Raw genomic sequence first — 23,810 nt, forward strand, 5'->3', positions numbered from 1 at the left:
GCCGGGCCGGAGTGCGCACCCCGCCGGGGCGCCGCTGGTGGCAGAATCAGGCCTCGCGGCGCCTTCGCGCCCTCACCCGTCGAAGAGAGTGGACTGATGAACCTGTTCGGTAGGGGCGAGAGCCCGACTGAGGAGACCGTGGCCGTGATCGGCCTGGGCCGCTTCGGGTCCGCCGTCGCCGAGTCGCTGACGCGCCTGGGCCACGAGGTGCTCGCGGTCGACGAGCGGCCCGACATCGTGCAGAAGGCCTCCGAGACGCTCACGCACGTGGTGCAGGCCGACTCGACGGAGGCGGCGGTGCTCGCGCAGCTGGGCGTCGGCGAGTTCGACCACGTGGTGGTCGCGATCGGCACCGACATCGAGGCGAGCGTCCTGACGGTCCTGGCGTGCGAGGAGGTCGGCGTCCGCGAGATCTGGGCGAAGGCGATCAACGCCAAGCACGGCCAGATCCTGCACCGCACCGGCGCCCACCACGTCGTCTACCCCGAGGCGGCGATGGGCGAGCGGGTCGCGCACCTGGTGAGCGGCAAGATGCTCGACTTCATCGAGTTCGACGACGGTTTCGCGATCGTCAAGACCAAGGCCCCGGCCGAGGCGGTCGGGCGCACCCTCGCGGAGTCGAAGCTGCGCTCGAAGTACGGCGTCACCGTCGTCGGCGTCAAGCAGCCGGGGCAGGACTTCACGTACGCCACGCCCGACACCGTCATCGCCGCCGAGGACACCCTCATCGTCTCCGGGGCGACCACGAAGGTCGAGGCCTTCGCCTCCACCACCTGACATGCGCGCGAAGGTCAAGGCGTTCCTCTCCCAGCCGGTGCGCGTCATCCCGCTGGGATTCTTGGCGGCGATCCTGGCCGGCACCGGACTCCTCATGCTCCCTGTCTCGCAGGCCGGACCCGGGGCCACCCGCCTCACCGACGCGGCGTTCACCGCGACCTCGGCCGTGTCCGTGACTGGTCTCGCCACAGTGGACACTCCTGTTCACTGGTCGACGTTCGGCCAGGTCGTGATCCTGGCGTGCATCCAGATCGGCGGCCTGGGGCTCATGACGAGCGCGGTGCTGCTCGGCCTCCTCGTCTCCCGCAGGTTCGGGCTGCGCACCACGCTCATGGCCCGCGCCGAGCACAGCGTCGCGCTCGACCTCGGCGACGTGCGGTCGGTGCTCCTGCGCACGCTCGCGTTCACGGCCGCCGGCGAGCTGGTGATCGCCGCGATCCTGACGGCGCGGTTCGGCTCGTACGGGTACGGCGCGCACTCGCTGTGGCTCGGGGTCTTCCATTCGGTGTCGGCGTTCAACAACGCCGGGTTCGCGCTGTTCTCCGACTCGATCATGGGCTTCGCGACCGACCCGTGGATCTCGCTGCCGCTCGCCGCCGGGACGATCCTCGGCGGCCTGGGCATGCCGGTGGTCTTCGAACTCACCCGCCGGGGCCGACGCCGCAGGCGGTGGTCGGTGCACACCAAGATGACCCTGACCGGCAGCGCGATCCTCCTGGTCGGCGGGACCGTCGCGTTCCTGGCGTTCGAGTGGACCAACCCCGCCACGCTCGGCCAGTGGCCCTGGCACGACCGGTTCCTGCCGGCGTTCTTCCAGTCGGCCGTCGCCCGCACCTCCGGCTTCAACTCCATCGACGTCGGCGCGATGAACGAGGACTCGCTGCTAGCGACGATCATCCTCATGTTCATCGGCGGCGGTTCGGCCTCGACCGCCGGCGGCATCAAGGTGACCACGTTCTTCGTGCTGCTGTGGGTGATCTGGGCGGAGCTGCGCGGCGAGCGGGACGTCAACGCCTTCCGCCGCCGCATCGGCCCCGCCGTCATCCGCGAGGCCCTCACCGTCGCGTTGGTGTTCATCGCCTGCAACGCCTTCGGCGTGTTCCTCATGCAGCACTTCGAGCGCGACACCGAACTCACCGCCGTCATGTTCGAGGTGACCAGCGCCTTCGCCACCGTCGGACAGTCCACAGGGATCACCTTCGACCTCTCCGATCCCTCGAAGTGGCTGCTGGCCATCGCGATGTACACCGGCCGCGTCGGTCCGGTATTGTTCGCCGCCTCACTGGCGCTGCGTACCCGACGCCGCCTGTACCGCTACCCAGAGACACGCCCGCTCGTGGGGTGAGCCCCGCCTCACGAGGCCCTGCACCCACAGGCGAAGATGGTCAGCAGCACGCCGCAGCGCGGATCGTCGCCCTCAGAAAGGACGCCCCTCGATGTCCCGTAAAGCCCGGCCGCGCACCAGTCGACTCCCCATCCGCATGCAGCTCATGCTGCCCATCGCGGCAGCGCTCATGGGGATGCTGGTCCTCGGGCTTTTCCAGACCGTCAGCGTCTGGGACGAGTACCAGGACGCGACGGACGCCGAGGTGCTCGCCGAACTCTCCGCGGGCCTGAACCGCGCCCTCGAAGCCCACCGGGCCGAGGCCGGGCCCCTCGTCGGCACCGTCATCGACGGCGGCGGCGGCCAGTTCGACGCCGCGGTCGCCCGCCGCGAGACCGACGCGGCCTTCCGCGACCTGGAGTCGATCGCCGACGCCGCCGCGGCCCGCTTCCCCGACCTCGAAGACGACCTCGACCAGCTCTTCGCCGACGTCGCCGACCTGGAGACGGCCCGCGCGGCCTTCGACTCGCTCGCCTCCGGCGACGCCGACTTCGGCGACGAGGAGGTCGAGTCGGGCTACGGCGTCTACCGCGACGTGGCCGACCAGGTCGTCAGCGTCGCCTCGATCCTGCCCCGCCTGGTCGACGACGCGCAGGTCTCCTCCCACCTCGACTCGCTCGCCGCGGTCATGCAGGCCAGCCGGATCGCCGCCGAGATCCAGTTCACCGTCAGCGCCGACCTCGCCATCCTCGCCCAGGACGGGTCGCTGTCGGTCGGCAAGGAGACCCTCGGGACCGTCTCCTACCTCTCGGGGTCCTTCGACCGCCAGATCGTGGAGTTCCAGGCCAACGCCTCGGCCGAGACCAGCGCCGTCTACAAGCGCACCTCGGAGTCCGACGAGGCCCGCGCCGCCCGCGAGGCCCTCGGCGTCTACCTGCGCGGCAACATCCCCTCGATCTCCCCCGACGACTTCCTCACCTCCCAGGGCGCGATCGTGGCCTCCCTGGACACGACGCAGGGCTCCATCATCGACGCACTCTACGAGGACGTCGAGGCGATGCGCGACGCCTCCTCGCGGACCCTGCTGACGACGCTCGCGCTGGTGCTCGTGTTGGCGCTGACGGCGATCATCTCCGCGGCGATGCTGGCGCGGCGCATCAGCCTCCGCGTCGACGGCGTCCGCGAAGCGACCCTGACCGCCGCCTACGACACACTGCCCAAGACCGTGGCCGCGGTGTCCCAGGCGGGCAACGCCGACGAGGTGGACCGGCTGCTCCAGGCCGCGAAGCGCCAGACGATCATGGCGACCGACTCGCGCTACGCCGACGAGCTCGACTCCCTCGCCGAGGCCTTCAGCGCCGCCCACCACCAGGCCCTGCGCCAGACGGCGAACCAGGCGCTGCTGCGCATCGACGTCGAGGCGATGATGAAGACCCTCGCCCGCCGCGGGCAGAGCCTCATCCGCCGCCAGCAGCAGGTCATGGAGGCGCTCGTGGAGGGCGCGCCGGGCCAGGCCGTCCCCGACGAGTGGCGCAGCGTCTACCACCTGCTGGCCCGTATGCGCCGCAACGAGGAGAACCTGCTCCTGCTCGCCGGCGGCGACCCTCAGCGCCGCTACAGCCACCCCGCGGGACTGGAGGCGATCGTCCGCGACGCCGTGGCCGAGATCGAGGACGCCGGGCGCGTCGTGGTCGAGAACCCGGTGGCCGCCCGCCTGGAGACCAAGCCCGCCGGGGACCTCGTGCGCATCCTCGCCGAGCTGCTCGACAACGCCGCGGCCTACTCGCCGCCGACGCAGTCGGTGCGGGTGACCTCGCGGCGCACCGGCTCGGAGATCGTCATCTCGATCGCCGACGACGGCATCGGCCTCGCGCCCGAGCCGATGGCGGCGATCAACCGGCGCCTCGCCGAGCCGACCCAGCTGAACTCGGAGCTGACGGCGACCATGGGCCTGCTCGTGGTCGGCCGCCTCGCCGCCGAGCACTCGATCAGCGTGCAGCTGCACTCGACGATGGGCAAGGGGACGCTCGCGCTGGTGCGCATCCCGGCGAGCGCGCACGCCGAGGACCCGGTGGGCCTGTCCCCGGACTCCGTGGGCGGTTCGGCCGCGCGCCGGGCGCTCTCGGCGACCGCCGCGAACCTGCCGGTGACCGGCACGGGCGCGGAGGGCTCGGCGCAGGGCTCGGTCGAACCGATCGTCCCGCGCCCGCGCAAGGCCGGGACCACCCCGGAACCACGCCCTGTCGCCGGAGGAACACTCAACGGCGCCAACGGCTCCCGGCCCACTGCGGGACCGGGCCCCGAGACGCTGGATGTTACCTTCAGGAAGGTGAACCGAGCACTCGAAACCACAGGCAGGGTCAACGGCGCCGAACTGCCCCGTCGCGCGCCGGGCACCCGCCTGCTCCCCGGCTCCGTTCCCGCCCCTCGCCCCGGCGGCGGAGCCGACCTCGATCCGGCCGAGATCCGGGACCGGCTCGCCGGTTTCGCCTCAGGCATCGCGGCGGCCGCCGCACATGAACAACGCCAATAGAAAGCAGCGAGATGGATAGCAAGGACAAGAACGTCGGTGAACTCGACTGGCTCCTGACCTCCTTCGTGGAGAAGGTCCCGGACGTCTCCGAGGCGCTCACGGTGTCCGTCGACGGCCTCGCCATCGCCGCCTCCCGGGGTCTGTCGACCGACCGGGCCGACCAGCTCGCCGCGATCACCTCGGGTCTCGCGAGCCTGACGACCGGTGCGGCGAAGGTGCTCGACGCCGGCCGGATCCGCCAGTCGGTCATCGACATGGACGAGGGCGTCCTGCTGCTCATGGCCGTCGGCGACCGCGCCCAGCTCGCGGTCCTCGCCAACGCCGGCTGCGACCTCGGACAGGTCGGCTACGAGACGGCCCTCCTGGTCAAGCGCGTGTACGCGGCCCTGGAACCCGACGCCCGCGGCGGTATCTGAACCGCTGGGACATTGCTCACCCGCGCGCGGGCACGCCCTCGGACGTACCGCGCGCGGCGCCCCTCCCCTATGCCCGGTCGCTCGGTCGACCTGGGAGTACCACTGAAAACGCAGTAGGCGGTCACGCACCGCCACGCCGCTTCCGCAACGCCCCTCCGCACTGGCGGCCGTTCGCGGAGCTATGCTGCGTTCGCTACCTGGAAAACGAATCTGGAGGCCCACAGGTGACCACGGTTGAGCCCAAGCTGGAGCCAACGCCTGTCGTCGCGCGGCCGTGGCCGGTGCGCCGCGAGCCGAACGGCTCCTGGCTCGCCCGCACACTCCGAACGACCGACGCCAAGCAGATCGGCCTGCTCTATTTCGTCACGTCGTTCGCGTTCTTCGCCATCGGCGGCGTGCTCGCGCTGCTGATCCGCGCGGAGCTGTTCCAGCCGGGACTCCAGATCGTGTCCTCCGAGCAGTTCAACCAGCTGTTCACGATGCACGGCACCATCATGCTGCTCATGTTCGCGACCCCGATCGTGTTCGCGTTCGGCAACTACCTGGTGCCGCTCCAGATCGGCGCGCCCGACGTGGCGTTCCCGCGATTGAACGCGTTCGCCTACTGGCTGTACCTGCTCGGCTCGCTCCTGGCGGTCTCGGGCTTCATCACCCCCGGCGGCGCGGCGTCCTTCGGCTGGTTCGCCTACCAGCCCCTGTCGAACGCGGTGAACTCCCCGGGGATCGGCGCGGACATGTGGTTCGTGGGCCTGACCATCTCGGGTCTGGGCACCATCCTCGGCGCGGTCAACATGATCACCACGATCGTGACGATGCGCGCCCCGGGCATGCTCATGTTCCGGATGCCGATCTTCACCTGGAACATCCTCATCACGAGCCTCCTGGTGATCCTGGTCTTCCCGATCCTGGCCGCGGCGCTCCTCGCCGTCATGGCCGACCGCCAGTTGGGCGCGCACGTCTTCGACTCCGAGACCGGCGGCGCGATCCTGTGGCAGCACCTGTTCTGGTTCTTCGGGCACCCCGAGGTGTACATCGTGGCGCTGCCGTTCTTCGGCATCGTCTCCGAGATCTTCCCGGTCTTCAGCCGCAAGCCGATCTTCGGCTACAAGACCCTGGTCGCCGCGACGCTGGCGATCGCGGGCCTGTCGATGGCGGTGTGGGCCCACCACATGTACGCCACCGGTTCGGTCATGCTGCCGTTCTTCTCGCTCATGACCTTCCTCATCGCGGTCCCCACGGGCGTCAAGTTCTTCAACTGGATCGGCACCATGTGGAAGGGGCAGTTGACCTTCGAGACGCCGATGCTGTTCAGCATCGGCTTCCTGGTGACGTTCCTCCTCGGCGGCCTCTCGGGCGTACTGCTCGCGAGCCCCCCGGTCGACTTCCACGTCTCGGACTCCTACTTCGTGGTGGCGCACTTCCACTACGTCCTGTTCGGCACCATCGTGTTCGCCGTCTACGCGGGCGTGTACTTCTGGTTCCCGAAGGTCTCGGGCCGCATGTACGACGAGCGGCTGGGCAAGGTGCACTTCTGGCTGACGTTCATCGGCTTCCACACCACGTTCCTCGTCCAGCACTGGCTCGGCGCGGAGGGCATGCCCCGCCGCTACGCCGACTACCTGAAGACCGACGACTTCACGACGCTGAACATGATCTCGACGATCGGCGCGTTCGTGCTGGGCCTGTCGACGCTGCCGTTCATCTGGAACCTGTTCAAGTCCTGGAAGGCCGGGCGCGTGGTCGAGACGAACGACCCGTGGGGCTACGGCGGCTCGCTCGAATGGGCGACCAGTTGCCCGCCGCCGCTGCGCAACTTCGACCGCCTCCCGCGCATCCGCTCCGAGCGCCCCGTCTTCGACGAGAAGTGGGGCCATCTGGTGAAGGAAGTCAAGGGTCACTGACCCCGCTGCGACATGAACGGCCCGGGAGGGGAGCCTCCCGGGCCGTTTCCCTGTCCGCCGCGGGCGGTTCGGGCCCCTTCGACCGGGTCGCGGCCTCCCCGCGGCTTGAAGCGGTGCGCGAATGCCAATAGGATCGGAGACATGAGCCGGGCATTGATCGTGGTGGACGTCCAGAACGACTTCTGTGAGGGCGGGTCGCTGCCCGTCGCGGGCGGCGCGGCCGTGGCCGCGGCGGTCACCTCGCTCATCGGCGCCGAACCCGAACGCTGGGACCACGTGGTCGCGACCCGCGACTGGCACATCGACCCCGGCCCGCACTTCTCGGCCGAACCGGACTTCCGCGACTCCTGGCCCCCGCACTGCGTGGTCGGCACGCCCGGCGCGGGCTTCCACCCCGACTTCGACCACTCGCTGGCCGAGGCCGTCTTCGACAAGGGCGCCTACGAGGCCGCGTACTCGGGTTTCGAGGGCTCGGCGGGCGAGACGGGCCTGCACGCGTGGCTGCGCGAGCACGGCGTCGACGCGGTCGACGTCGTCGGCATCGCCACCGACCACTGCGTGCGGGCCACGGCGCTCGACGCGGTCGCCGAGGGCTACGCGACGACGGTGCTGCTCGACTACACTGCGGCCGTCGCCGAGGAGACCCGCGCGGCGACCCTGGAGGAGTTCAAGGAGGCCGGCGTGACGGTCGCCTAGACACGTCGAAGCGCCCCCCGGAAGCACGGCTTCCGGGGGGCGCTTCGCGTTCAGGTTCAGGCCTCGGTGACGCTGTAGATGACGATGTGCTCGGACCCGGGCTCCAGGGTCTCGCCCTCGTCGTCGAGCACCACCGACGCGCACTCCCCGACCTCGCGGTAGACGTCCTCGACACCCGACGCGGTGCAGTCGACGATCACGTACGGCGCGGAGGTCTCGTCGCCTTCGTTGCGGATGGTGACCGCGACCTCCCAGCCGCCCTCGATCGCGGTGACGTCGGTGTACACCGTCAGGTCGCCCACGACGGACTCGACGGTGTCGTGGACCGGCCCGTCCCCCGGCGTCGGCTCCTCGCCGTCCGGCGTGGGCTGCTCCTCGCACGGCGTCCCCTCCTCCCCGGGGGTGGGCGTCTCGCCGGAAGGCGTCGCCTCCTCGGTGGGCTGTTCACCGCTGTCGGTGGGCTGCTCGCCGCCCGGAGTGGAGTCGCCTCCGTCGTCCGTGGGTTGCTCGCCATCGTCGGTGGGCTGCTCGCCGCCCGGAGTGGAGTCGCCTCCGTCGTCCGTGGGCTGTTCGCCGCTGTCGGTCGGCTGCTCGCCGCCGGTCGGGACCTGGCCGTGGACCGGGTCCTCGGTGCAGCCGCCGGAGGCCCCGGCGGCGGCGGTCTCCAGGGCGGGGTCACCCTGGGCGCCGGCCTGCTGGAGGGCCCATCCCGCGGGGACGGCCAGGGCCGCCATGGCGATGCCCGCGACCGCGGCCTGGGCGCCGCGGCGGCGGCGCAGGCGCACCCGCAGCTGCCCGGAGGTGGGCGGCTCGGTCTCGGCGACGGTGCGCTCCTCGTAGCGGTCGAACATGGCGTGCAGGGGGTCTCGTCGCGGGGTGGTCATCGCTGCTCCTCGTATTCCTCGATGCGGAGGCGCTCGGCGAGCGCCGCCTTTCCTCTGGTGAGCCAGGAGCGGACGGTCGACTCGGCCACGCCCTCCTGCTCGGCGATCGCGGCGGTCGTCATCCCCGCCATGTAGCGCAGGATCACCGCCTTGCGATGGCGAACGTTCAACTGCGCTAGCGCGTACTCCAAGTCGATCCGATCGGGCTGCGGCCCTTCGGCACTCGCCTGCCGCTGCGTGCGCAGCAGCCGCCGCAGCACCGCGCCCCGGCGCAGCTTCGAGGTCGCCAGGTTCCAGGCGACCCGTCGCACCCACGTGGCGGGGTTGTCGTAGGCGCTGATGGTCTTCCAACGCGCCAGCGCCCGCGTGAACGCCTCCGCGACCAGGTCCTCCGCCTCGGCGAGGTCCCCCACGTACGCGCGGATCTGCGCGGTGATCTGCCCGACGTTCGCGGCGTAGAACCCGTCGAAGTCGGCCCCGGCCGCGGAGGACACGGCCGAAAAGTGAGACACAGTGGACTGTCGGTCCATCGGTCTGGCGGTCATCCGGTTCCTTTCCTCACGGGATCGGCACCCAGTCCGTCCGATCGCACCCCCCACACGAACGCCGCCGCGAAAATGACGCACCGCCGAACAGGATTTTTCAACGCGTCCCGATCATCCCCCGGGCGACACGGAAGGCCCCGGACGGCAGTGCCGTCCGGGGCCCGCAGGGATCGCCGCTACAACAGGCCCCTCAGTTCCGCGATCATGGAGTGCTTGTTATAGCTGCCGTACAGGCCGTGTACCAGGCCGCTGTCGACCTCGACGGGTGCGACCGCCATCGCGAAGAGGGTCACCCCGTAGTGGAGCTCCATCGGTTCGTCCACGACCAACGTCCATGAGGAAGTCCACGCTTCGCCCGGCTCCAGCGGACCGACCTCCAGCAGCACCGGGTCGTCACCGCACTCCGGCAGTTCCACTCCGTCGAGCCACATCTGCTGGTTGCCGCAGAGCAGCAGCTCGGTCGCGGCCGTGGCCTGCTCGCCGGTGTTCTCCACCTCGGCGGTCACCGCCCAGGTGCCGTCAGGGTCCTCCACTCGATGGAAGCCGAACGACAGATCAGCCGGCGGCGCCTCAGGGACTTCGAGCTCCACCCGCGGCTCGGCGTCGAAGGGCCGGAGCCGCACGAACCGGGTCAGATCCTGGTCCTCCGAGTACTCGGAGAGCGGCGGCTCCATGAGCACCACCACACCGTAGGCGGGATCCACCGCGATGTTCGCTAGGGCCGCACCGGCCTCGACGGAGGTCAGCAGCCGATCGGCGACCGCCCAGCCGCCGGCGCCGTCCGGCTCGATCACCAAGACCTGACTCGCCTCGGGACCGTCACTCCAGCATCGGACCAACGCCACCGCCGATGCCGGACCGCCCTCCTCCAGCGGCGCATGGATCACCTTGACCAGCGTCGGCCCATCGGGCGGGAACTCGCCCGCCTCCTCGTACGGGACAATGCCGGGATTGCCGTCGGCTCCACCCGCCAGTGTCACCGGACCCTCGCCCCGACACGTCCCGTGTCCCTCCGCATAGAAGCTGGGCAAGTCGATCGAAGCGTCGACCAGATCCCCGTAGGTGGCCAGCGGCGCCGGGTCGGCGGGCGGTGGCTCCTCCCCCGCGAAGGGCTGGAGCAGCCACACGGCGGGCGCGGCGACGAGGACCGCCGTCGCCGCGGCGGCCGCGCCGCGAAGGGCACGGCGGCGGCGCACCCGGCGGCGCAGCATCGCGGTGGCGGGCGGGTCGGCCATGACGGCGGCCGCGTCGGCGAGGTCGGCGAACGCCTGGTCGAGGCGATGGTGCTCGGGCGTGCTCATCACAGGTCCCTCTCGAAGTCGAAGTGGAGGCGCTCGGCCACGGCCTTCTTGCCCCGGGTGAGCCAGGAGCGGACGGTCGCCTCGGCGACCCCCTCCTGGGCGGCGATCTCGGCGGCCGTCATCTGCGCCATGTAGCGCAGGATCAAGGCCTTGCGGTGCCGGTCGCCGATCCCTGCGAGCGCCTTGACCAGGTCGACCCGGTCGCCGTCAGGCCCCTCGGCGGCCGGAACCTCCCGTTGGCGCCGCAGGAAGCGCTGCGCGACGGTACGCCTGCGCAGGTGGCTCGTGGCGAGGTTCCAGGCGACGTGGCGGACCCAGGCGACCGGGTGCTCGTACCCCCGGACCTGCTTCCAGCGGGCCAGCGCACGGCAGAAGGCCTCGGCCACGAGGTCCTCCGCCTCGGCGAAGTCGCCCGTATAGGCGTAGACCTGGCCGGTGAGGGCCCGGACGTTCGCGGCGTAGAACTCGTCGAAGTCGGCGTGGCGGTCGGTTCGGGGGGATCCGCCCGCCGTCGCAGCGGGCGGATCGGCATCGCAAAGGCGCGCCAAGCGGACTCCTCGGGTAGGGGTCGGATGTGCCATACCCGCTTACACGCGGCGGCCGCCCGAGCTGACGCAGCCCGATGCGCAGGAATCCGCGGCGGCGCTACTTGCCGTAGCGGCGGTCGCGGGTGGCGAAGGAGCGGACGGCGCGGAGGAAGTCGACGCGGCGGAAGTCGGGCCAGTTGGAGTCGCAGAAGTAGAACTCGGAGTAGGCCGACTGCCACAGCAGGAACCCGGAGATGCGCTGCTCGCCGGAAGTGCGGATGACCAGGTCGGGGTCGGGCTGGCCGGTCATGTAGAGGTGGCGGGCGATGGAGTCGGCGTCGAGGGCGTCGGCGGCCTCCTCCAGGCTGGCGCCGGCGGCGGCCTGCTCGTGCATGAAGGAGCGCACGGCGTCGGCGATCTCGCGCTGGCCGCCGTAGCAGACGGCGAGGTTGACCTGCATGCCGAGTTTGTCGGCGGTGCGCTGCTGGGCGCGTTTGAGGGCGGCCTGGTGCTCCTCGGGGAGGAGGTCGAGGGCGCCGACCATGCGCAGCTGCCAGGGCTGGTCGTCGTCGGCGAGCTCGCCGGCGAGCTCGTCGATGATGTCGAGGAGGGGGTCGAGCTGGTCTTTGGGGCGGGTGAGGTTCTCGGTGGAGAGGAGCCAGATGGTGACGTGCTCGACGCCGAGCTCGTCGCACCAGCCGAGGAACCGCTCGATGTGCCGGGCGCCGGCGCGGTGGCCGTCGTTGGGGTCGGTGAGCCCCATGTCGCGGGCCCAGCGCCGGTTGCCGTCGACCATGACGCCGATGTGCCTGGGCAGGGGCTGGCCGGTCAGCTCGCGTGCGAGCCGACGCTCGTAGATCCGGTAAAGCAGGTTCGAGATCGCCACAACCGGCAATTGTAGGCTCCCCGCGTTCGGGGCTCGCAGGCTTCGCCCGGTGGCGGCCCGCGCACGGCGGGGCCGGGGCGTCCGCCGCCCCGGCCCCGATTTGTTGTGATTCGCGTTCTCGTTGCGCCCCTGGGCTACCGGACGTCGAGGCGCTGTTTGAGCGCGTCGAGTTCGCTCCAGAGCGTCGCCGGGAGCTTGTCGCCGAAGCGCGCGAACCAGGCCTCGACGAGCGGGACCTCGGCGGCCCACTCCTCGTGGTCGACCAGGAGGGCGGCCTTGAGGTCGGCCTCGTCCAGGTCGAGCCCGTCGACGTCGAGGGACTCCGGGGTCGGGCAGTACCCGATCGGGGTCTCGACGGCCTCGGCGCGACCTTCGAGCCGCTCGACCACCCACTTGAGGACCCGGGAGTTCTCGCCGAACCCCGGCCACAGGAACCGGCCGTCCTCGCCGCGGCGGAACCAGTTGACGTAGAACACCTGCGGCATGAGCGCCTCGTCAGTGGCGGCCTTGCCCATCTCGATCCAGTGGCCGAAGTAGTCGGCGGCGTTGTAGCCGATGAACGGCAGCATCGCCATCGGGTCGCGGCGGACCACGCCGACCCGGCCGACCGCGGCCGCGGTCGTCTCCGAGGACAGCGTCGCGCCCATGTACACCCCGTGCACCCAGTCGCGCGCCTGCGTCACCAGCGGGATCGTCGTGGCGCGGCGCCCGCCGAACAGGATCGCGTCGATCGGGACGCCCCGCGGGTCGTCGTACTCGTCGGCGAGCACCGGGCACTGCTTGACCGGCGTGCAGAACCGGCTGTTCGGGTGGCTGGAGGGCTCCTCGGACTGCGGGGTCCAGTCGCGGCCCTTCCAGTCGGTCGCGTGCGCCGGCGGCTCGCCCATGCCCTCCCACCACACGTCGCCCTCGTCGGTGAGCGCCACGTTCGTGAACAGCGTGTGGCCCTTCTCGATGGTGCGCATCGCGTTCGGGTTCGTCTTGTAGTCGGTGCCCGGCGCGACCCCGAAGAAGCCGAACTCGGGGTTGGAGGCCCACAGGCGCCCGTCCTCGCCGAACCGCAGCCAGGCGATGTCGTCGCCGAGCGTCTCCACCTTCCACCCCGGGATCGTCGGCTCCAGCATCGCGAGGTTGGTCTTGCCGCACGCCGAAGGGAACGCCCCCGTCACGTGGTAGACCTTCCCCTCGGGACTGGTCATGCGCAGGATGAGCATGTGCTCGGCCAGCCAGCCCTCGTCGCGGCCCATCGCCGAGCCGATCCGCAGCGCGTAGCACTTCTTGCCCAGCAGCGAGTTCCCGCCGTAACCCGAACCGTACGACCAGATCTCGCGCGACTCGGGGAAGTGCGAGATGTACTTCGTCTCGTTGCACGGCCACGGCACGTCCGTCTGGCCCGCCTCCAGCGGCGCGCCCACCGAGTGCAGGCACGGCACGAACTCGGCGTCCTCGCCCATCCGCTCCAGGACCTCGGCGCCCATACGGGTCATGATGTGCATCGACGCCGCGACGTACGCCGAGTCGGTCAGCTCCACGCCGAACATCGGCTGCTCGGCGTCGAGCGAACCCATGCAGAAGGGGACGACGTACATCGTGCGCCCGCGCATCGAACCGCGGTACAGCCCGGTCATGGTCTCGCGCATGTAGTCCGGCGCGGTCCAGTTGTTCGTGGGCCCGGCGTCCTCGGGGTCGGCCGAGCAGATGAAGGTGCGCTCCTCGACCCGCGCGACGTCGTCGGGGTCGGTCCGCGCCAGGAACGAGTCGGGCTTCGCCGGGACGGGCACGAGCGAGCCGAACGCGACGAGCTCCGAGGTCAGGCGCTCCCATTCGGCCCTGGTGCCGTCGCACCACACGATCTGGTCGGGGTCGGTCAGTTCGGCGACCTCGCCGACCCACGCGACCAGCCGGGCGTGGCGGGTCGGAGGATCGGTCAGTCCGGTCGCGGGTTCGGCTGCTTCGGTGCTCACGGTGGCTCCTTCGGTGCTCTGCGGTCTGAGTGCGCCGCCGCCGGGCGGCGCAAGGCACTGTCGCGGGCGCTCCGGCCGGGGCCGGTCCTTCGGACGCTACGGGAACTCCGGCGAACGCGCAGGGACTCGTGCTCGATTGGTCCCGCGCTGATCAGGGCCTCCACCAGAGGATTCCCACAAGTTGCGCATTCAAGCTCGCAACGAGCACAAATACCTGTCGTTTCTGCTTTACCGCTCAGTATCGATCACCGTCGACTGAATTTGACGGATACTCGCAACTAATGCGATCGGTTTCGATCATGGAACGAGCGCGTTAGATCGCGATCACGACCCGATGACGCCCGCACGGCACGCCCATTTGCCCCGAATCACCGCACGGCGGTCCCCCGTGCGCGAAGATGCACAACAGGAACAGAGTGTCGAACCGTTGGAGCAGTCCATGGCGCACCGTGAACCCCAGTCGCACCCCAGCCGGGCCAAGACGCTGACCGTCGGCGTGGCGCTCCCGGTGCTGGCGCTCGCCGCGCTCGCGGCCCTCTACCTCCTGCTGCGCTGAACACGCGAGCGGCGGAGGCGCCTGAGGCGCCTCCGCCGCTCGCGGATCGTCGTATGCGTCCGGTCCGTGCTCTTTCAAACAGTGCCGGTTCGGACCATGCAGCTTCAGACCATGCTGTTGCAGACCTTGCCGCTTCAGACGACCGGGCCTCGGCGGCGCAGTTCGTCGACGCTGAGCATCGCCTCGCGCAGCTCCTTGAGCCAGTCCTCGGCGTGCTGCTCGACCAGGCGCACGCACCACGCGAGCGCGTCGGAGCGGGAGGCGGCGACGCCGGAGCCGACGAGCGTGTCGAGCACGAGCCGTTCGGGCTGGCGCAGGCGCGTGGTGACCGGCAGGGACTGGTGGGTGAAGACCATCGTGGTGCTGCCGCAGCGCGCGCCCCACGAGGACTGCCGGTGGTAGCGGTACTGGAGCTGCTGCGCGATCTGGACGCGCATGTCTCGCGTGGCCTCCCGGAACCGGGAGATGCGCCCCTCCTCGGTGGCGGCGCGGTCGGACTCGGTGGCGTCGGCGGGGTGGTCGGGGGTCGGCAGCGGGCAGATGATGATCATCTCGTCGCGGTCGACGGTCACCTCCGGCATGCCGGCGATCCACCCGTCGGGGACGATCCCGTAGATCCAGGCCGGGGCGTCGTCAGTGGACGGCAGAGGTCCGTAGTGCCACGAGCCGGTGTCGTCGTTGGCGGCCATTGACGGGTCTCCTCACGTTTCGGTGACGCTCCAGGTGTACCCCATCGCGGCAAGCCGCCGCGACCCAGGCCGTGCTCACCGCGGCCCGCGGCCCCGAAGCGGCGCCCCGGATTCGACTCACAGTCCCCGCATGAACACTCCGGCGAGCGCGCAGACGGCGGCGACGGCCGCGCCGACGCAGGCGAGGGTCTGGCCGGGGCGCGGGCGGACCCGGTACTGCCAGGTGAGCCAGACGCCGAGGACGACGGGGCCGGTCGCGACGCCGAGGAAGAGGGTCAGCGCGGCGAGGGCCCCTCGGACCGCGGAGTCGTCGCCGTGCAGGATCCACAGTGCCGCGGCGACGGCGAGCGCGCCGAGGCCGGCGCCGATCGCGGCGGCGGTGGCCTCGGTGTGGCGGGGCGCCTCGATGGGGAGTTCGCCCTGGCGGGCGAGGGCGAGGAGGCGCCCGGAGCGTTCGAGTCGGGCGCGCACGCGGTCGGCGTCGGGGGCGGGGTCGGGCGTCCCGGCGGAGGGGGTGGGGCCGGTGCGGCGGTGCCCGACGAAGTCGCCGAGGGAGCGCCACAGGACGGCGACGTTCTTGTCGGTCTCGGCCACGAGCGTGGCGGCGGCGACGGCGTCCCGGTTGGCCTGGTCGCGGGCGTTGCGGGCGTCCTCGACGGCGGCGGCGAGGCGTTCGGTCTCGGCCCGGTAGGCGGCGTCGGCGGCGCGCGTCTCGGCTTCGGCTTCGGCGCGTTCGCGCATGTAGGCGGTGACGGCGTCCGTGTACGCGGTGTCGTTGGGCATGGCGCGCCTTTCAGGACGGGTCGAGGACGGCCGCGGGCTGGGGCAGGAGGGCGGCGGTGCGGTAGGGGATGACGACCTGGGGGGCGCGGTGGCGGGCGCGGTCGAAGTAGAGGCCGCGGCGCTCGCGCGGGTACCAGGCGGGGCCGCCGCTCGCGGGCGAGAGGGGGGCGAGTTCGGGGCCCTGGACGTCGAGGGCGAGCCAGGCGTCGACGGCGTCGAAGCGGGCCGAGAAGCCGCCGAGGTCTTCCCGCAGGCGCGGGACCGAGCGCCACCAGCCGAGGGTGTGGAGGTGGCGTTCGGGCCCGTCGATGAGCATGGCGCGCAGGCGGGCGGTGCCGGGGGCGTCGAGGCGGGCGGACCCGGCGTCGACGGCGTAGATGAGGTTGAGGCGCATGGCGCCGTCGCAGCGGGCCTCCCAGTCGCCGGCGAGGGAGGCGAGGTCGTCGTGCCAGTCGACTTCGGCGTCCTCGGCTTCGAGGGCGGCGGCGAGGGCGAGCGCGGCGGTGGCGGTGTCGGGTTCGAGGCAGCACAGGTCGACGCCGATGCGGTGCCCGTCGCGCCGGGCGGCCATGGCGGCGGTGAGCGCGGCGGAGGCGAGGATGTCGGCGGCTTCGACGGCGCGGGTGCCGAGGACGGCGAGGTTGCGGCCGGGGGCGCGGTGGAGGGCGAGGGCGGCGCCGCCGGCGGCGACGTCGATGGTCTGGCCCAGCAGCGCGGTCTCGGGCGGCGGGGCGGCGGCGGTGAGGTCGGGGACGAGGTCGCCGTCGAAGAGGGCGGGCGGGAGGTTCCCGGCGGGCCGGGCCTCCCAGAGGCGGCGCTGGAGGGGCTCCCAGGCGTCGGCGTGCCCGGCGTTGGGGAGGGCGACGGGGGTGTTGGCGGCGGTGTGGCCGGACTCGTCGTTGACGACGGCGTGGAAGCGGGCGACGGTGTCGGCGGCGTGGTTGTTCTCGGCGAGGACCCTGCGGGCCTTGGGGAGGGCGATGCGGAGTGTGAACTGGGCGACGAGGCTGGGGCGGCCCCAGAGCGCTTCGATCCCGGCGATGTCCTGGGAGGCGAGGACGAGGTGGATGCCTTGGCTGCGTCCACGGCGGGCGAGGTCTTCGAGGAGCTGGACGGCCTCGTCGGTGACGGCGTCGCGCGCTTCGAGGAGGACCTGGAACTCGTCGACGACGGCGACGATGCGGGGCCAGTGGCCTTCGGGGTCGGCGGCGCGGAGCTCTTCGAGCTTGGTGGCCTCGTGGGCTTTGGCGGCCTCGGCGCGGCGGCGCAGCTCGTCCTTGAGGTGGCGCAGGAGGGCGAGGCCGAACTCGCGGTCGTCGTTGATGTTGACGCCGACGAGGCGCACGTGCGGGAGCCAGGTGGGGTCGCGCCGCCCGGAGGCGAAGCGGGCGAAGGAGACCCCTTCTTTGAAGTCGAGGAGGTAGAGGGCGAGTTCGTCGGGGCTGTAGTGGGAGGCGAGTCCGGCGATCCAGGCGTAGAGGAGGTTGGTCTTGCCCGAGCCGGAGGGGCCGCCGACGAGGGCGTGGGGCGGGTTGTCGCCGAGGGCGAGGCGGGCGACGTCGCCGGCGGGGGTCTCGCCGATGGCGGCGGTGAGCCCGGTGGCGGAGGAGGCGGACCACAGGCGCTGCGGGAGGAGGTCGACGAGCCGGGCGGGTTCCCTGCCGGCGCGGTGCTTCTCGGCGACGGCTTTGGCGGCGGCGGTGACGGTCCGCTGCGGCGGCGGCCCGTCGAGGACGAGCGCGGCGGGCTCCTTGGCGTGGAGGCCGGTGTAGCCGGTGGCGCACAGGCGCGGCAGGTCGGCGGGCCCGGCGGTGTCGTCGCCGACGACGAGGAGGTGGACGCCGGCGGCGACGCCGGTGCGGCGCAGGCGGGCGAGCTGGGCCTGGTCGTGGGCGGGCCAGGCGGCGAGGTCGGCGTTGAGGAGGACGAGGACGCGCCAGGGCTCGGGGCGCCTGCCGGTGGCCTCGGCGAGGTCGGCGAGGCTGGCGTGCTCGCCGGCGAGCACGTCGGCGTTGACGCGCCGGACGGTCTCCACGAGCGAGTCAAGCGCCTCCCGCAGGCCCGAGGGCCCCACGAAGGAGAGCAGCCCGGCCTTGCCGAGCGCCGCGAACGCCGACAGCGACCCCCCGAGGTGCTCGGGGTCGTAGACGTGCAGCCGCACGAGCCCGGCCGGAACGGACCCGACCGCGCGCAGCAGCAGCCCCGGAAGCGCATGGACCGCATCGGAATCGATGCGCAGATGAGCACGGTCGAGCAACGGCACGAGCGCCGGCAATGAGACCGTCGTCACCGCAGCCCCCGAATTGTCGTACCCTTCTGTCACGATTACGTCACCCGACGGCGCCAAGGAAGGAGACGAGGCGAAACGACCCGATACCCCATTCGCGAAACCCGCACCGTCAGCGGCACCGCGACCCGAAGCCCCGGCCCCGTACGAGCCGTCCACGGCTTCGGCCCCCGCATCGCCGACCGCACTAGGCAAGCCGTTCGAACGAGCATGCAACTGGGTGGGTGGGGTGGGGAGGGGGGAGGGGGCCCCCGGAGGGAGTTCGCTGCTTTGGATGCGCCCGACCCGCAACAGCGGCGCGGGCCCGCGGCCGAGCCCTGAATCGAGTCGCCATGCGGGCCAGGGCTCCCCCGCCGCGGCGGGGGCGGCCGCGGCCGCCGCCGCGAGTGCGGCGGCGTGGCCGCCGCGGACCGCGGCGGCCTGGCGGGTTTCGAGTGTGGCCGTCATCTTCTCGTGGATGGTGCGCAGCTGCGTCTGCTTGCGGCCCGCCTCGGCGATGATTCGCTCGGCGCCGGCGCGTTCGGTCTCCGCCCGCGCCGCGGCGCGCTCGGCGAGGAGCCGGGCCTCGCCGCGGGCGCGCCCGAGCTCGTCGCCCATGGCCGCCACCAGTCTTCTGCGCCAGCTGCTCATGTTCACGCCTTCCGCTCGGTCTTGCTCAGTCGGTGGAGGGCGGCGACGAGGACCGGGCCGAGGGCCGCGGTGCGGGCGGCGTCCCCGGCGTCGTCGCCGCGCCCGAGCGTGCAGGCGGACGCGAGCGCCGCTCCGATGTGGTCGGGTTCGGCCCCGGGCACGAGCGAGCGGACCTTGTCAGTGCACTTGTCGCGCAGCGCAGCCGCGTCGCGGCCGGTGGGGGTGCGCCCGAGGTGCTCGGCGGCGAGGGTGCGCACGAGCGGCCAGGCGAGGCCGGGCATCTTGACGCCGGTCTCGGGCCCGGCGTCGCGCAGGCGCTTGCAGTACGCCTCGGCGTTGCCGTCCGCGGCGGCCTTGAGCAGCTCGTTGAACAGCCGCGTGGGCGGCACCCGCTGCGGCTCGGCCGCCCCGGTCCGGTCGCACAGCTCGTTGACGCGGTCGGTCCACCACGCGCGCGGGTCGACCGGGGCCGGCTTGGGCCCGGCGCCGGCGCGGGGCGCCGGGGCCGATGCGGCGCTGCCGGCACCGGCGCCGATGGCGTCGAGGTAGTCGCCGATCGCGGTGCGCGCCTCGCCGAGGCGGGTGCGGGCGGCGTCGAGGCGTTCGCGGGCCGCGCCGAGCCGGTGGAGGCCGATCTCGGCGGTCGACTCGCGCGAGGCCTCCTTCAGTTCGGCCTGGGCGGCTTCGAAGTACTGGTCGGCGGTGTCGAGGGCGGGCGCGGGGAGGTCGTCGGCGAGGGCCTTGAGGCTCCCGGCGAGGGCGGCGACGTCCACAGGGGTCTCCGATCTAGAGGGTCGCGGCGTAGGCCTCGGCCTGCTCGGCGGCCGCGAAGGTCGCGGCCAGGGACTGCTCCAGTTCGGCGGCGGCCTGCGCGAGCGCGGCCTGGGCGGTGGCGACCGAGTCGTGGCCCGACCCGGCGGTGACGGCCGTCAGACTCCCCTGCGCCGACTCGATGTTCTGACTGGCGGCGGCGATCGCCGCCTGGCCGTCGCGGACCTGCTGGAGGGCGGCGGCGATGGCCGACTTGAGTTCGGCGACGCTCACGGTTGACACGATGATCATTCTCGCCGAGAAAGCGCCCGCTTTCCGTGATCGGGCCATAACGCGGCGTGTCTGCTTTGTCGGATTTCCGACGTTGCCGTGACAACCAGTGTTGCTTTCGATGCATTTTATGGTGGCGGAGTGACGTACCTCCCAACTACAGTGTGAGTACCAACGGGGCGGACTCGGGAATGCTTACGAGCCGTAACGGGTCGGACTCGGCGACACTCGCGGGCCGGACCGGGCGCCGCCCCCAAACATCGACACCCGGGAGGCGACCGTGCCAGTGCAACGCACTTACGTCCTCGACACCTCGGTTCTGCTATCAGACCCTGGTGCGTTCTCACGGTTCGACGAACACCACGTGGTCATCCCGCTCGTCGTGGTCAGCGAGCTGGAAGCCAAACGCCACCATCCCGAGCTGGGCTGGTTCGCCCGGGAGTGCCTGCGGCGCCTCGACGAACTGCGCATCAAGCACGGCCGTCTCGATCAGCCCATCGACATCGGGGACCACGGCGGTTCCATCCGGGTCGAGCTCAACCACGTCGACACCTCCGGCCTCCCGGCCGGTTTCGCCCTGGACACCAACGACTCCAGGATCATCGCCGTCACCCGGGCCCTCGGGCTCGAAGCTGCGGCCGGCTTCGCCGACGATGACGACGCCGCCCTGGCCACAAAGGCTGTACTCGTTACAAAAGACATGCCGCTGCGCGTCAAGGCCTCCGCGGTCGGCATCCCCACCGAGGAGTACCGGCACGGCCAGGCCGTCGACCCGACCTGGTCGGGCATGGCGGAGCTGTCGGTCGCCGACGAGGTCATCGACACGCTGTTCGAAGGCGAGGACGCCGACCTCCCGCACGACGTCGACCTGCCCTGCCACACCGGGCTCGTCCTCAACGGCTCCGGTTCCAAGGCGCTGGGCCGCGTCACCGTCGACAAGAAGATCCGGCTCGTGCGCGGCAGGGACGCCTTCGGTGTCCACGGCCGCTCGGCCGAGCAGCGCGTCGCCATCGACCTGCTGCTCGACCCCGACATCGGGATCGTCTCGCTCGGCGGCAAGGCCGGCACCGGCAAGTCTGCGATGGCGCTGTGCGCGGGCCTCGAACAGGTCCTCGAACGCGAGGTCTTCAAGAAGGTCATCGTGTTCCGTCCGCTGTACGCCGTCGGCGGCCAGCAGCTGGGCTACCTGCCCGGCTCCGAGGGCGAGAAGATGAGCCCCTGGGGCCAGGCGGTGTTCGACACCCTCGGCGCGGTCACCGACGACAACGTCATCAGCGAGGTGCTCGAACGCGGGATGCTCGAAGTCCTGCCGCTCACCCACATCCGCGGCCGCAGCCTCCACGACGCGTTCGTCATCGTCGACGAGGCGCAGTCGCTGGAGCGCGGCGTGCTCCTGACCGTGCTCTCGCGCATCGGTCAGGGCTCCAAAGTGGTCCTCACCCACGACGTCGCCCAGCGCGACAACCTGCGGGTGGGCCGCCACGACGGGGTCGCGAGCGTCATCGACGTGCTCAAGGGCCACCCACTGTTCGCCCACGTGACGCTTACGCGCAGTGAGCGCTCCGAGATCGCGGAGATGGTCACCAACCTGCTGGAAGGCTGACCGGCCAGCTCTGGCATGCTGTGTCCCGGGCGTCTGTCCACAGACGCCCGGGACACAGGAGTAGAGCGCATGATCCCACTGCTGACCCGCTACGGCGCGAAGATCGCCGCCGTGCTCGTCCTCGCACTGGGGGCCGTCATAACCGTCAACGCCGTGACCGACGACCCCTCGGAGACCGACGCCAACCACCCCAGCATGGCCGCCGCAGAGCAGCAGGCCGAAGCGGAATCGGCGTACGAGGAAGTCCGCTACCTGCACGTGAACTACATCGAGGAGACCGCCGGCGCCGACGTGGCGACGAAGGTCGCCGCGCTCGGGGACTTCGCCGCCGACCGGGCCGCGAGCCTCGACAGCGCCCAGGACGACGCCGACCAGGCCGCCGAAGAGGCCGCCGCGGCCGAGGCCGCGAACACCAACCCCACCTCCGTGGACATCCCCGGCAGCTGCGGCGACTACAGCGGCAACAAGGCCACCGGCTGCGCGCTCGCGCAGGACGCCGGCTTCGACCTCGAACAGGTCGGCTGCCTCGTGGCCCTGTGGGACCGCGAGTCGGGCTGGAACGAGCTCGCCGCCAACGGCATCGGCGCCTACGGCATCCCCCAGGCCCTCCCCGGCTCGAAGATGGAGAGCGAGGGCTCGGACTGGGAGACCAACCCGGTCACGCAGATCCAGTGGGGCCTGGGCTACATCTCGGGCCGCTACGGCACCCCCTGCGAGGCCTGGAACCACTCCGAAGAGGTCGGCTGGTACTAGACGGACGACGCCGGGGCGGCCCACCGCCCCGGCGTTCCCTTTTCTCCCCCGCACGACCTGCCCCGGCACAACCGGTCCCCGCACCACCGGCCCCGGCACGGCCCACCCCGACGACCCGTCTCCGGCACGGCCGGTCCCCCGGGACGGGGCCGCCCCGCCGGGGCCATACTCGAACGACTCCCGCCACCACCCCGGAGGGCCGATGCTCCCCCGCCTCACCCGCCACGCCGCCAGGTTCGCCGCCGTCCTCGTGCTCGCGCTCGGGGCCGTCATCGCCGTCCTGGCCGTCACCGACCACCCCGCCGACGAGGACGCCGCGCACCCGAGCATGGCCGCCGCCGAGCAGCAGGCCGAAGCCGAGGCGGCCTTCGAGGACATCCGCGTCCACCACCTCGACTACATCGCCGCGACCGCCGGCGCAGACGTCGCCGTCAAAGCCGGCGCGGTCGCCGAATACGCCGTGGACAAGGCGGCGGGCCTGGACGACGCCCAAGAGGACGCCGACCAGGCCGCAGAAGAAGCCGCCCGGACCACGAACCCGACCTCAGTGGACGTGCCGTCCAGCTGCGGCGAGTTCAGCGGCAACCGCGCCACCGGCTGCGCGCTCACCCTCGAATGGGGCTTCGACCTGGAGCAGTTCGCCTGCCTCGACCTGCTGTGGAACCGCGAGTCGGGCTGGAACGAGCTCGCGGAGAACCCCATCGGCGCCTACGGCATCCCCCAGGCCTACCCCGGCTCCAAGATGTCCCAGGAGGCCGACGACTGGGCGACCAACCCCGTCACCCAGATCCGCTGGGGCCTGGGCTACATCTCCGACCTGTACGGGAACCCGTGCGGCGCCTGGGCGCAGTCCGAGGCCGAGGGCTTCTACTGACGAGGGCGCGGCGGCGACCCGCTGGAGGTAGCGGCCGACGACGACGAGGGCGACCAGGCCCGACAGCACCGTGAGCCGCTGGAGCAGCCCGCCCATGCCCAGGTACCAGGGGCGTCCGATCCCGAACCATTCGAGGACGTACGGCGCCGACGTCAGCACGAGCACGCCGACCGAGAACCAGCCGCACACGATCGAGGCGGTCGCGTTGCGCCGCTCCCCAGGCTCGTTGGCGCGCAGCCACCGGCCCAGGACGATCCCCAGGACCGCCATGGTGCAGAACGCGGCGAAGGCCGCGTACCGGTGCACGTAGTGGCCCGGCGAGAAGTGCGTGACGCCCATCCGGTCGGAGGGCACGATCGCCACGACGCTGATGAACGCGGCCCACGCGAACAGCGACCACGGCAGCCAGCGCGGGGCGCCGGCGAGGCGGGCCATGAGGCCGAAGGCGCAGGCGCCGAGGGCGAACAGGCCGAGCGCGACGGGCAGGAGCCAGCCGAGCGGGGTGTAGAGGTGGACGCTGACGACGGCGTAGAGCGGGTTGAGTCCGGAGGTGGCGTGGAGGACCACCATGGCGACGAGTCCGGCGGCGAGCGAGCCGTAGCCGACCGTCGCGAAGCCGTTGAGGACGTCGGCTGCTTCGGGAGCCCGGTCCCGGCCGTTCCTGATCCCTGCGGGGGCAAATGAAACCATGCGACAAGACTCGCGATTTCCGGCCTTGAAATCAGTGACGCGCACACCCGAATCGGCACCCCCGCCTGCACCCGGCGGAAGGTACGGCAGGCCCTACCGCGGGCGGTCCTGGAACGGCGCTTCGGGGCGGGGGCGGGCTGTGCGAGGCTT

General features: G+C 71.7%; 20 protein-coding genes and 1 pseudogene. 9 read left to right on the forward strand and 12 right to left on the reverse strand.

What is annotated here, in order from left to right:
- Positions 1-96: 96 nt before the first annotated feature.
- The 6 genes from E9998_RS23840 (at position 97) to E9998_RS23865 (ending at position 7,647) form a co-directional block, all read left to right on the forward strand.
- Positions 97-777: a potassium channel family protein gene (locus E9998_RS23840; protein WP_136532249.1), complete on the forward strand. Its 681-nt coding sequence runs from the start codon at positions 97-99 to the stop codon at positions 775-777.
- Between the two features lies 1 nt (position 778).
- Complete coding sequence (locus E9998_RS23845) at positions 779-2,122, forward strand: TrkH family potassium uptake protein (RefSeq protein WP_136532250.1); 1,344 nt, start codon at positions 779-781, stop codon at positions 2,120-2,122.
- A 91-nt stretch (positions 2,123-2,213) separates the two neighbouring features.
- The gene (locus E9998_RS23850; protein WP_136532251.1) at positions 2,214-4,634 is read left to right on the forward strand and encodes a sensor histidine kinase; all 2,421 of its coding nucleotides are present in this window, start codon (positions 2,214-2,216) and stop codon (positions 4,632-4,634) included.
- A gap of 11 nt (positions 4,635-4,645) precedes the next feature.
- Complete coding sequence (locus E9998_RS23855; protein ID WP_136532252.1) at positions 4,646-5,050, forward strand: roadblock/LC7 domain-containing protein; 405 nt, start codon at positions 4,646-4,648, stop codon at positions 5,048-5,050.
- 224 nt (positions 5,051-5,274) lie between these two features.
- Positions 5,275-6,951 (forward strand): aa3-type cytochrome oxidase subunit I, encoded by a 1,677-nt coding sequence (gene ctaD, locus E9998_RS23860; RefSeq protein ID WP_136532253.1) that lies wholly within the window; start codon positions 5,275-5,277, stop codon positions 6,949-6,951.
- A gap of 141 nt (positions 6,952-7,092) precedes the next feature.
- Positions 7,093-7,647: an isochorismatase family protein gene (locus E9998_RS23865; protein ID WP_136532254.1), complete on the forward strand. Its 555-nt coding sequence runs from the start codon at positions 7,093-7,095 to the stop codon at positions 7,645-7,647.
- A 56-nt stretch (positions 7,648-7,703) separates the two neighbouring features.
- Here E9998_RS23865 and E9998_RS23870 read toward each other — a convergent pair whose 3' ends face one another.
- From E9998_RS23870 to E9998_RS23920, 11 genes are all read right to left on the reverse strand, one after another.
- The gene (locus E9998_RS23870) at positions 7,704-8,531 is read right to left on the reverse strand and encodes a hypothetical protein (RefSeq protein ID WP_136532255.1); all 828 of its coding nucleotides are present in this window, start codon (positions 8,529-8,531) and stop codon (positions 7,704-7,706) included.
- The gene (locus E9998_RS23875; RefSeq protein WP_204745628.1) at positions 8,528-9,025 is read right to left on the reverse strand and encodes an RNA polymerase sigma factor; all 498 of its coding nucleotides are present in this window, start codon (positions 9,023-9,025) and stop codon (positions 8,528-8,530) included. Before E9998_RS23875 ends, E9998_RS23870 begins: the two co-directional genes overlap by 4 nt.
- 227 nt (positions 9,026-9,252) lie before the next feature.
- Complete coding sequence (locus tag E9998_RS23880; protein WP_136532256.1) at positions 9,253-10,377, reverse strand: hypothetical protein; 1,125 nt, start codon at positions 10,375-10,377, stop codon at positions 9,253-9,255.
- Complete coding sequence (locus E9998_RS23885; protein ID WP_204745629.1) at positions 10,377-10,925, reverse strand: RNA polymerase sigma factor; 549 nt, start codon at positions 10,923-10,925, stop codon at positions 10,377-10,379. The genes E9998_RS23880 and E9998_RS23885 overlap by 1 nt, the downstream gene beginning before the upstream one ends.
- A 97-nt stretch (positions 10,926-11,022) precedes the next feature.
- Positions 11,023-11,790, reverse strand: coding sequence for an isoprenyl transferase (locus E9998_RS23890; protein WP_136532258.1), 768 nt, complete (start codon positions 11,788-11,790; stop codon positions 11,023-11,025).
- Between the two features lie 134 nt (positions 11,791-11,924).
- On the reverse strand, positions 11,925-13,721 hold the full coding sequence (locus tag E9998_RS23895) for a phosphoenolpyruvate carboxykinase (GTP) (protein ID WP_136532298.1): 1,797 nt from the start codon (positions 13,719-13,721) through the stop codon (positions 11,925-11,927).
- Positions 13,722-14,444: 723 nt separating this feature from the next.
- Entirely contained in the window at positions 14,445-14,999 is a 555-nt protein-coding gene (locus tag E9998_RS23900) for a hypothetical protein (protein ID WP_136532259.1), read from the reverse strand.
- A 117-nt stretch (positions 15,000-15,116) separates the two neighbouring features.
- Positions 15,117-15,782: a hypothetical protein gene (locus E9998_RS23905; protein ID WP_136532260.1), complete on the reverse strand. Its 666-nt coding sequence runs from the start codon at positions 15,780-15,782 to the stop codon at positions 15,117-15,119.
- Between the two features lie 10 nt (positions 15,783-15,792).
- Complete coding sequence (locus E9998_RS23910; protein ID WP_240037734.1) at positions 15,793-18,699, reverse strand: FtsK/SpoIIIE domain-containing protein; 2,907 nt, start codon at positions 18,697-18,699, stop codon at positions 15,793-15,795.
- A gap of 2 nt (positions 18,700-18,701) precedes the next feature.
- Positions 18,702-19,472 carry a hypothetical protein gene (locus E9998_RS23915; protein WP_136532261.1) on the reverse strand — a complete coding sequence of 257 codons (771 nt, stop codon included), beginning with the start codon at positions 19,470-19,472 and terminating at the stop codon, positions 18,702-18,704.
- Between the two features lie 13 nt (positions 19,473-19,485).
- Positions 19,486-19,752 (reverse strand): hypothetical protein, encoded by a 267-nt coding sequence (locus tag E9998_RS23920; protein ID WP_204745631.1) that lies wholly within the window; start codon positions 19,750-19,752, stop codon positions 19,486-19,488.
- Positions 19,753-20,026: 274 nt separating this feature from the next.
- Here E9998_RS23920 and E9998_RS23925 point away from each other — a divergent pair, with 274 nt between their 5' ends.
- The 3 genes from E9998_RS23925 to E9998_RS26600 all read left to right on the forward strand — a co-directional run bounded on the left by E9998_RS23925 (position 20,027) and on the right by E9998_RS26600 (position 22,970).
- A complete protein-coding gene (locus E9998_RS23925) occupies positions 20,027-21,343 on the forward strand; it encodes a PhoH family protein (protein ID WP_240037735.1) in 1,317 nt (438 codons plus the stop codon).
- Between the two features lie 69 nt (positions 21,344-21,412).
- Positions 21,413-22,096, forward strand: coding sequence for an aggregation-promoting factor C-terminal-like domain-containing protein (locus E9998_RS23930; RefSeq protein ID WP_136532264.1), 684 nt, complete (start codon positions 21,413-21,415; stop codon positions 22,094-22,096).
- 202 nt (positions 22,097-22,298) lie between these two features.
- Positions 22,299-22,970: an aggregation-promoting factor C-terminal-like domain-containing protein gene (locus E9998_RS26600; protein WP_240037736.1), complete on the forward strand. Its 672-nt coding sequence runs from the start codon at positions 22,299-22,301 to the stop codon at positions 22,968-22,970.
- A gap of 90 nt (positions 22,971-23,060) precedes the next feature.
- Here E9998_RS26600 and E9998_RS27215 read toward each other — a convergent pair.
- Positions 23,061-23,660 (reverse strand): annotated as a pseudogene (locus tag E9998_RS27215) (DUF998 domain-containing protein); the annotation flags it as partial.
- Positions 23,661-23,810: the final 150 nt, after the last annotated feature.

Origin of the sequence: Glycomyces paridis (assembly GCF_004912155.1) — a bacterium.
GTDB lineage: Bacteria > Actinomycetota > Actinomycetes > Mycobacteriales > Micromonosporaceae > Glycomyces > Glycomyces paridis.

Coding starts and splice junctions, on each gene's coding strand:
- E9998_RS23865 (WP_136532254.1), top strand. CDS start 7,093: ATGAGCCGGGCATTGATCGTGGTGGACGTCCAGAACGACTTCTGTGAG.
- E9998_RS26600 (WP_240037736.1), top strand. CDS start 22,299: ATGCTCCCCCGCCTCACCCGCCACGCCGCCAGGTTCGCCGCCGTCCTC.
- E9998_RS23905 (WP_136532260.1), bottom strand. CDS start 15,782: ATGCCCAACGACACCGCGTACACGGACGCCGTCACCGCCTACATGCGC.
- E9998_RS23880 (WP_136532256.1), bottom strand. CDS start 10,377: ATGAGCACGCCCGAGCACCATCGCCTCGACCAGGCGTTCGCCGACCTC.
- E9998_RS23900 (WP_136532259.1), bottom strand. CDS start 14,999: ATGGCCGCCAACGACGACACCGGCTCGTGGCACTACGGACCTCTGCCG.
- E9998_RS23930 (WP_136532264.1), top strand. CDS start 21,413: ATGATCCCACTGCTGACCCGCTACGGCGCGAAGATCGCCGCCGTGCTC.
- E9998_RS23840 (WP_136532249.1), top strand. CDS start 97: ATGAACCTGTTCGGTAGGGGCGAGAGCCCGACTGAGGAGACCGTGGCC.
- E9998_RS23870 (WP_136532255.1), bottom strand. CDS start 8,531: ATGACCACCCCGCGACGAGACCCCCTGCACGCCATGTTCGACCGCTAC.
- E9998_RS23910 (WP_240037734.1), bottom strand. CDS start 18,699: ATGAGCAGCTGGCGCAGAAGACTGGTGGCGGCCATGGGCGACGAGCTC.
- E9998_RS23845 (WP_136532250.1), top strand. CDS start 779: ATGCGCGCGAAGGTCAAGGCGTTCCTCTCCCAGCCGGTGCGCGTCATC.
- E9998_RS23855 (WP_136532252.1), top strand. CDS start 4,646: ATGGATAGCAAGGACAAGAACGTCGGTGAACTCGACTGGCTCCTGACC.
- E9998_RS23850 (WP_136532251.1), top strand. CDS start 2,214: ATGTCCCGTAAAGCCCGGCCGCGCACCAGTCGACTCCCCATCCGCATG.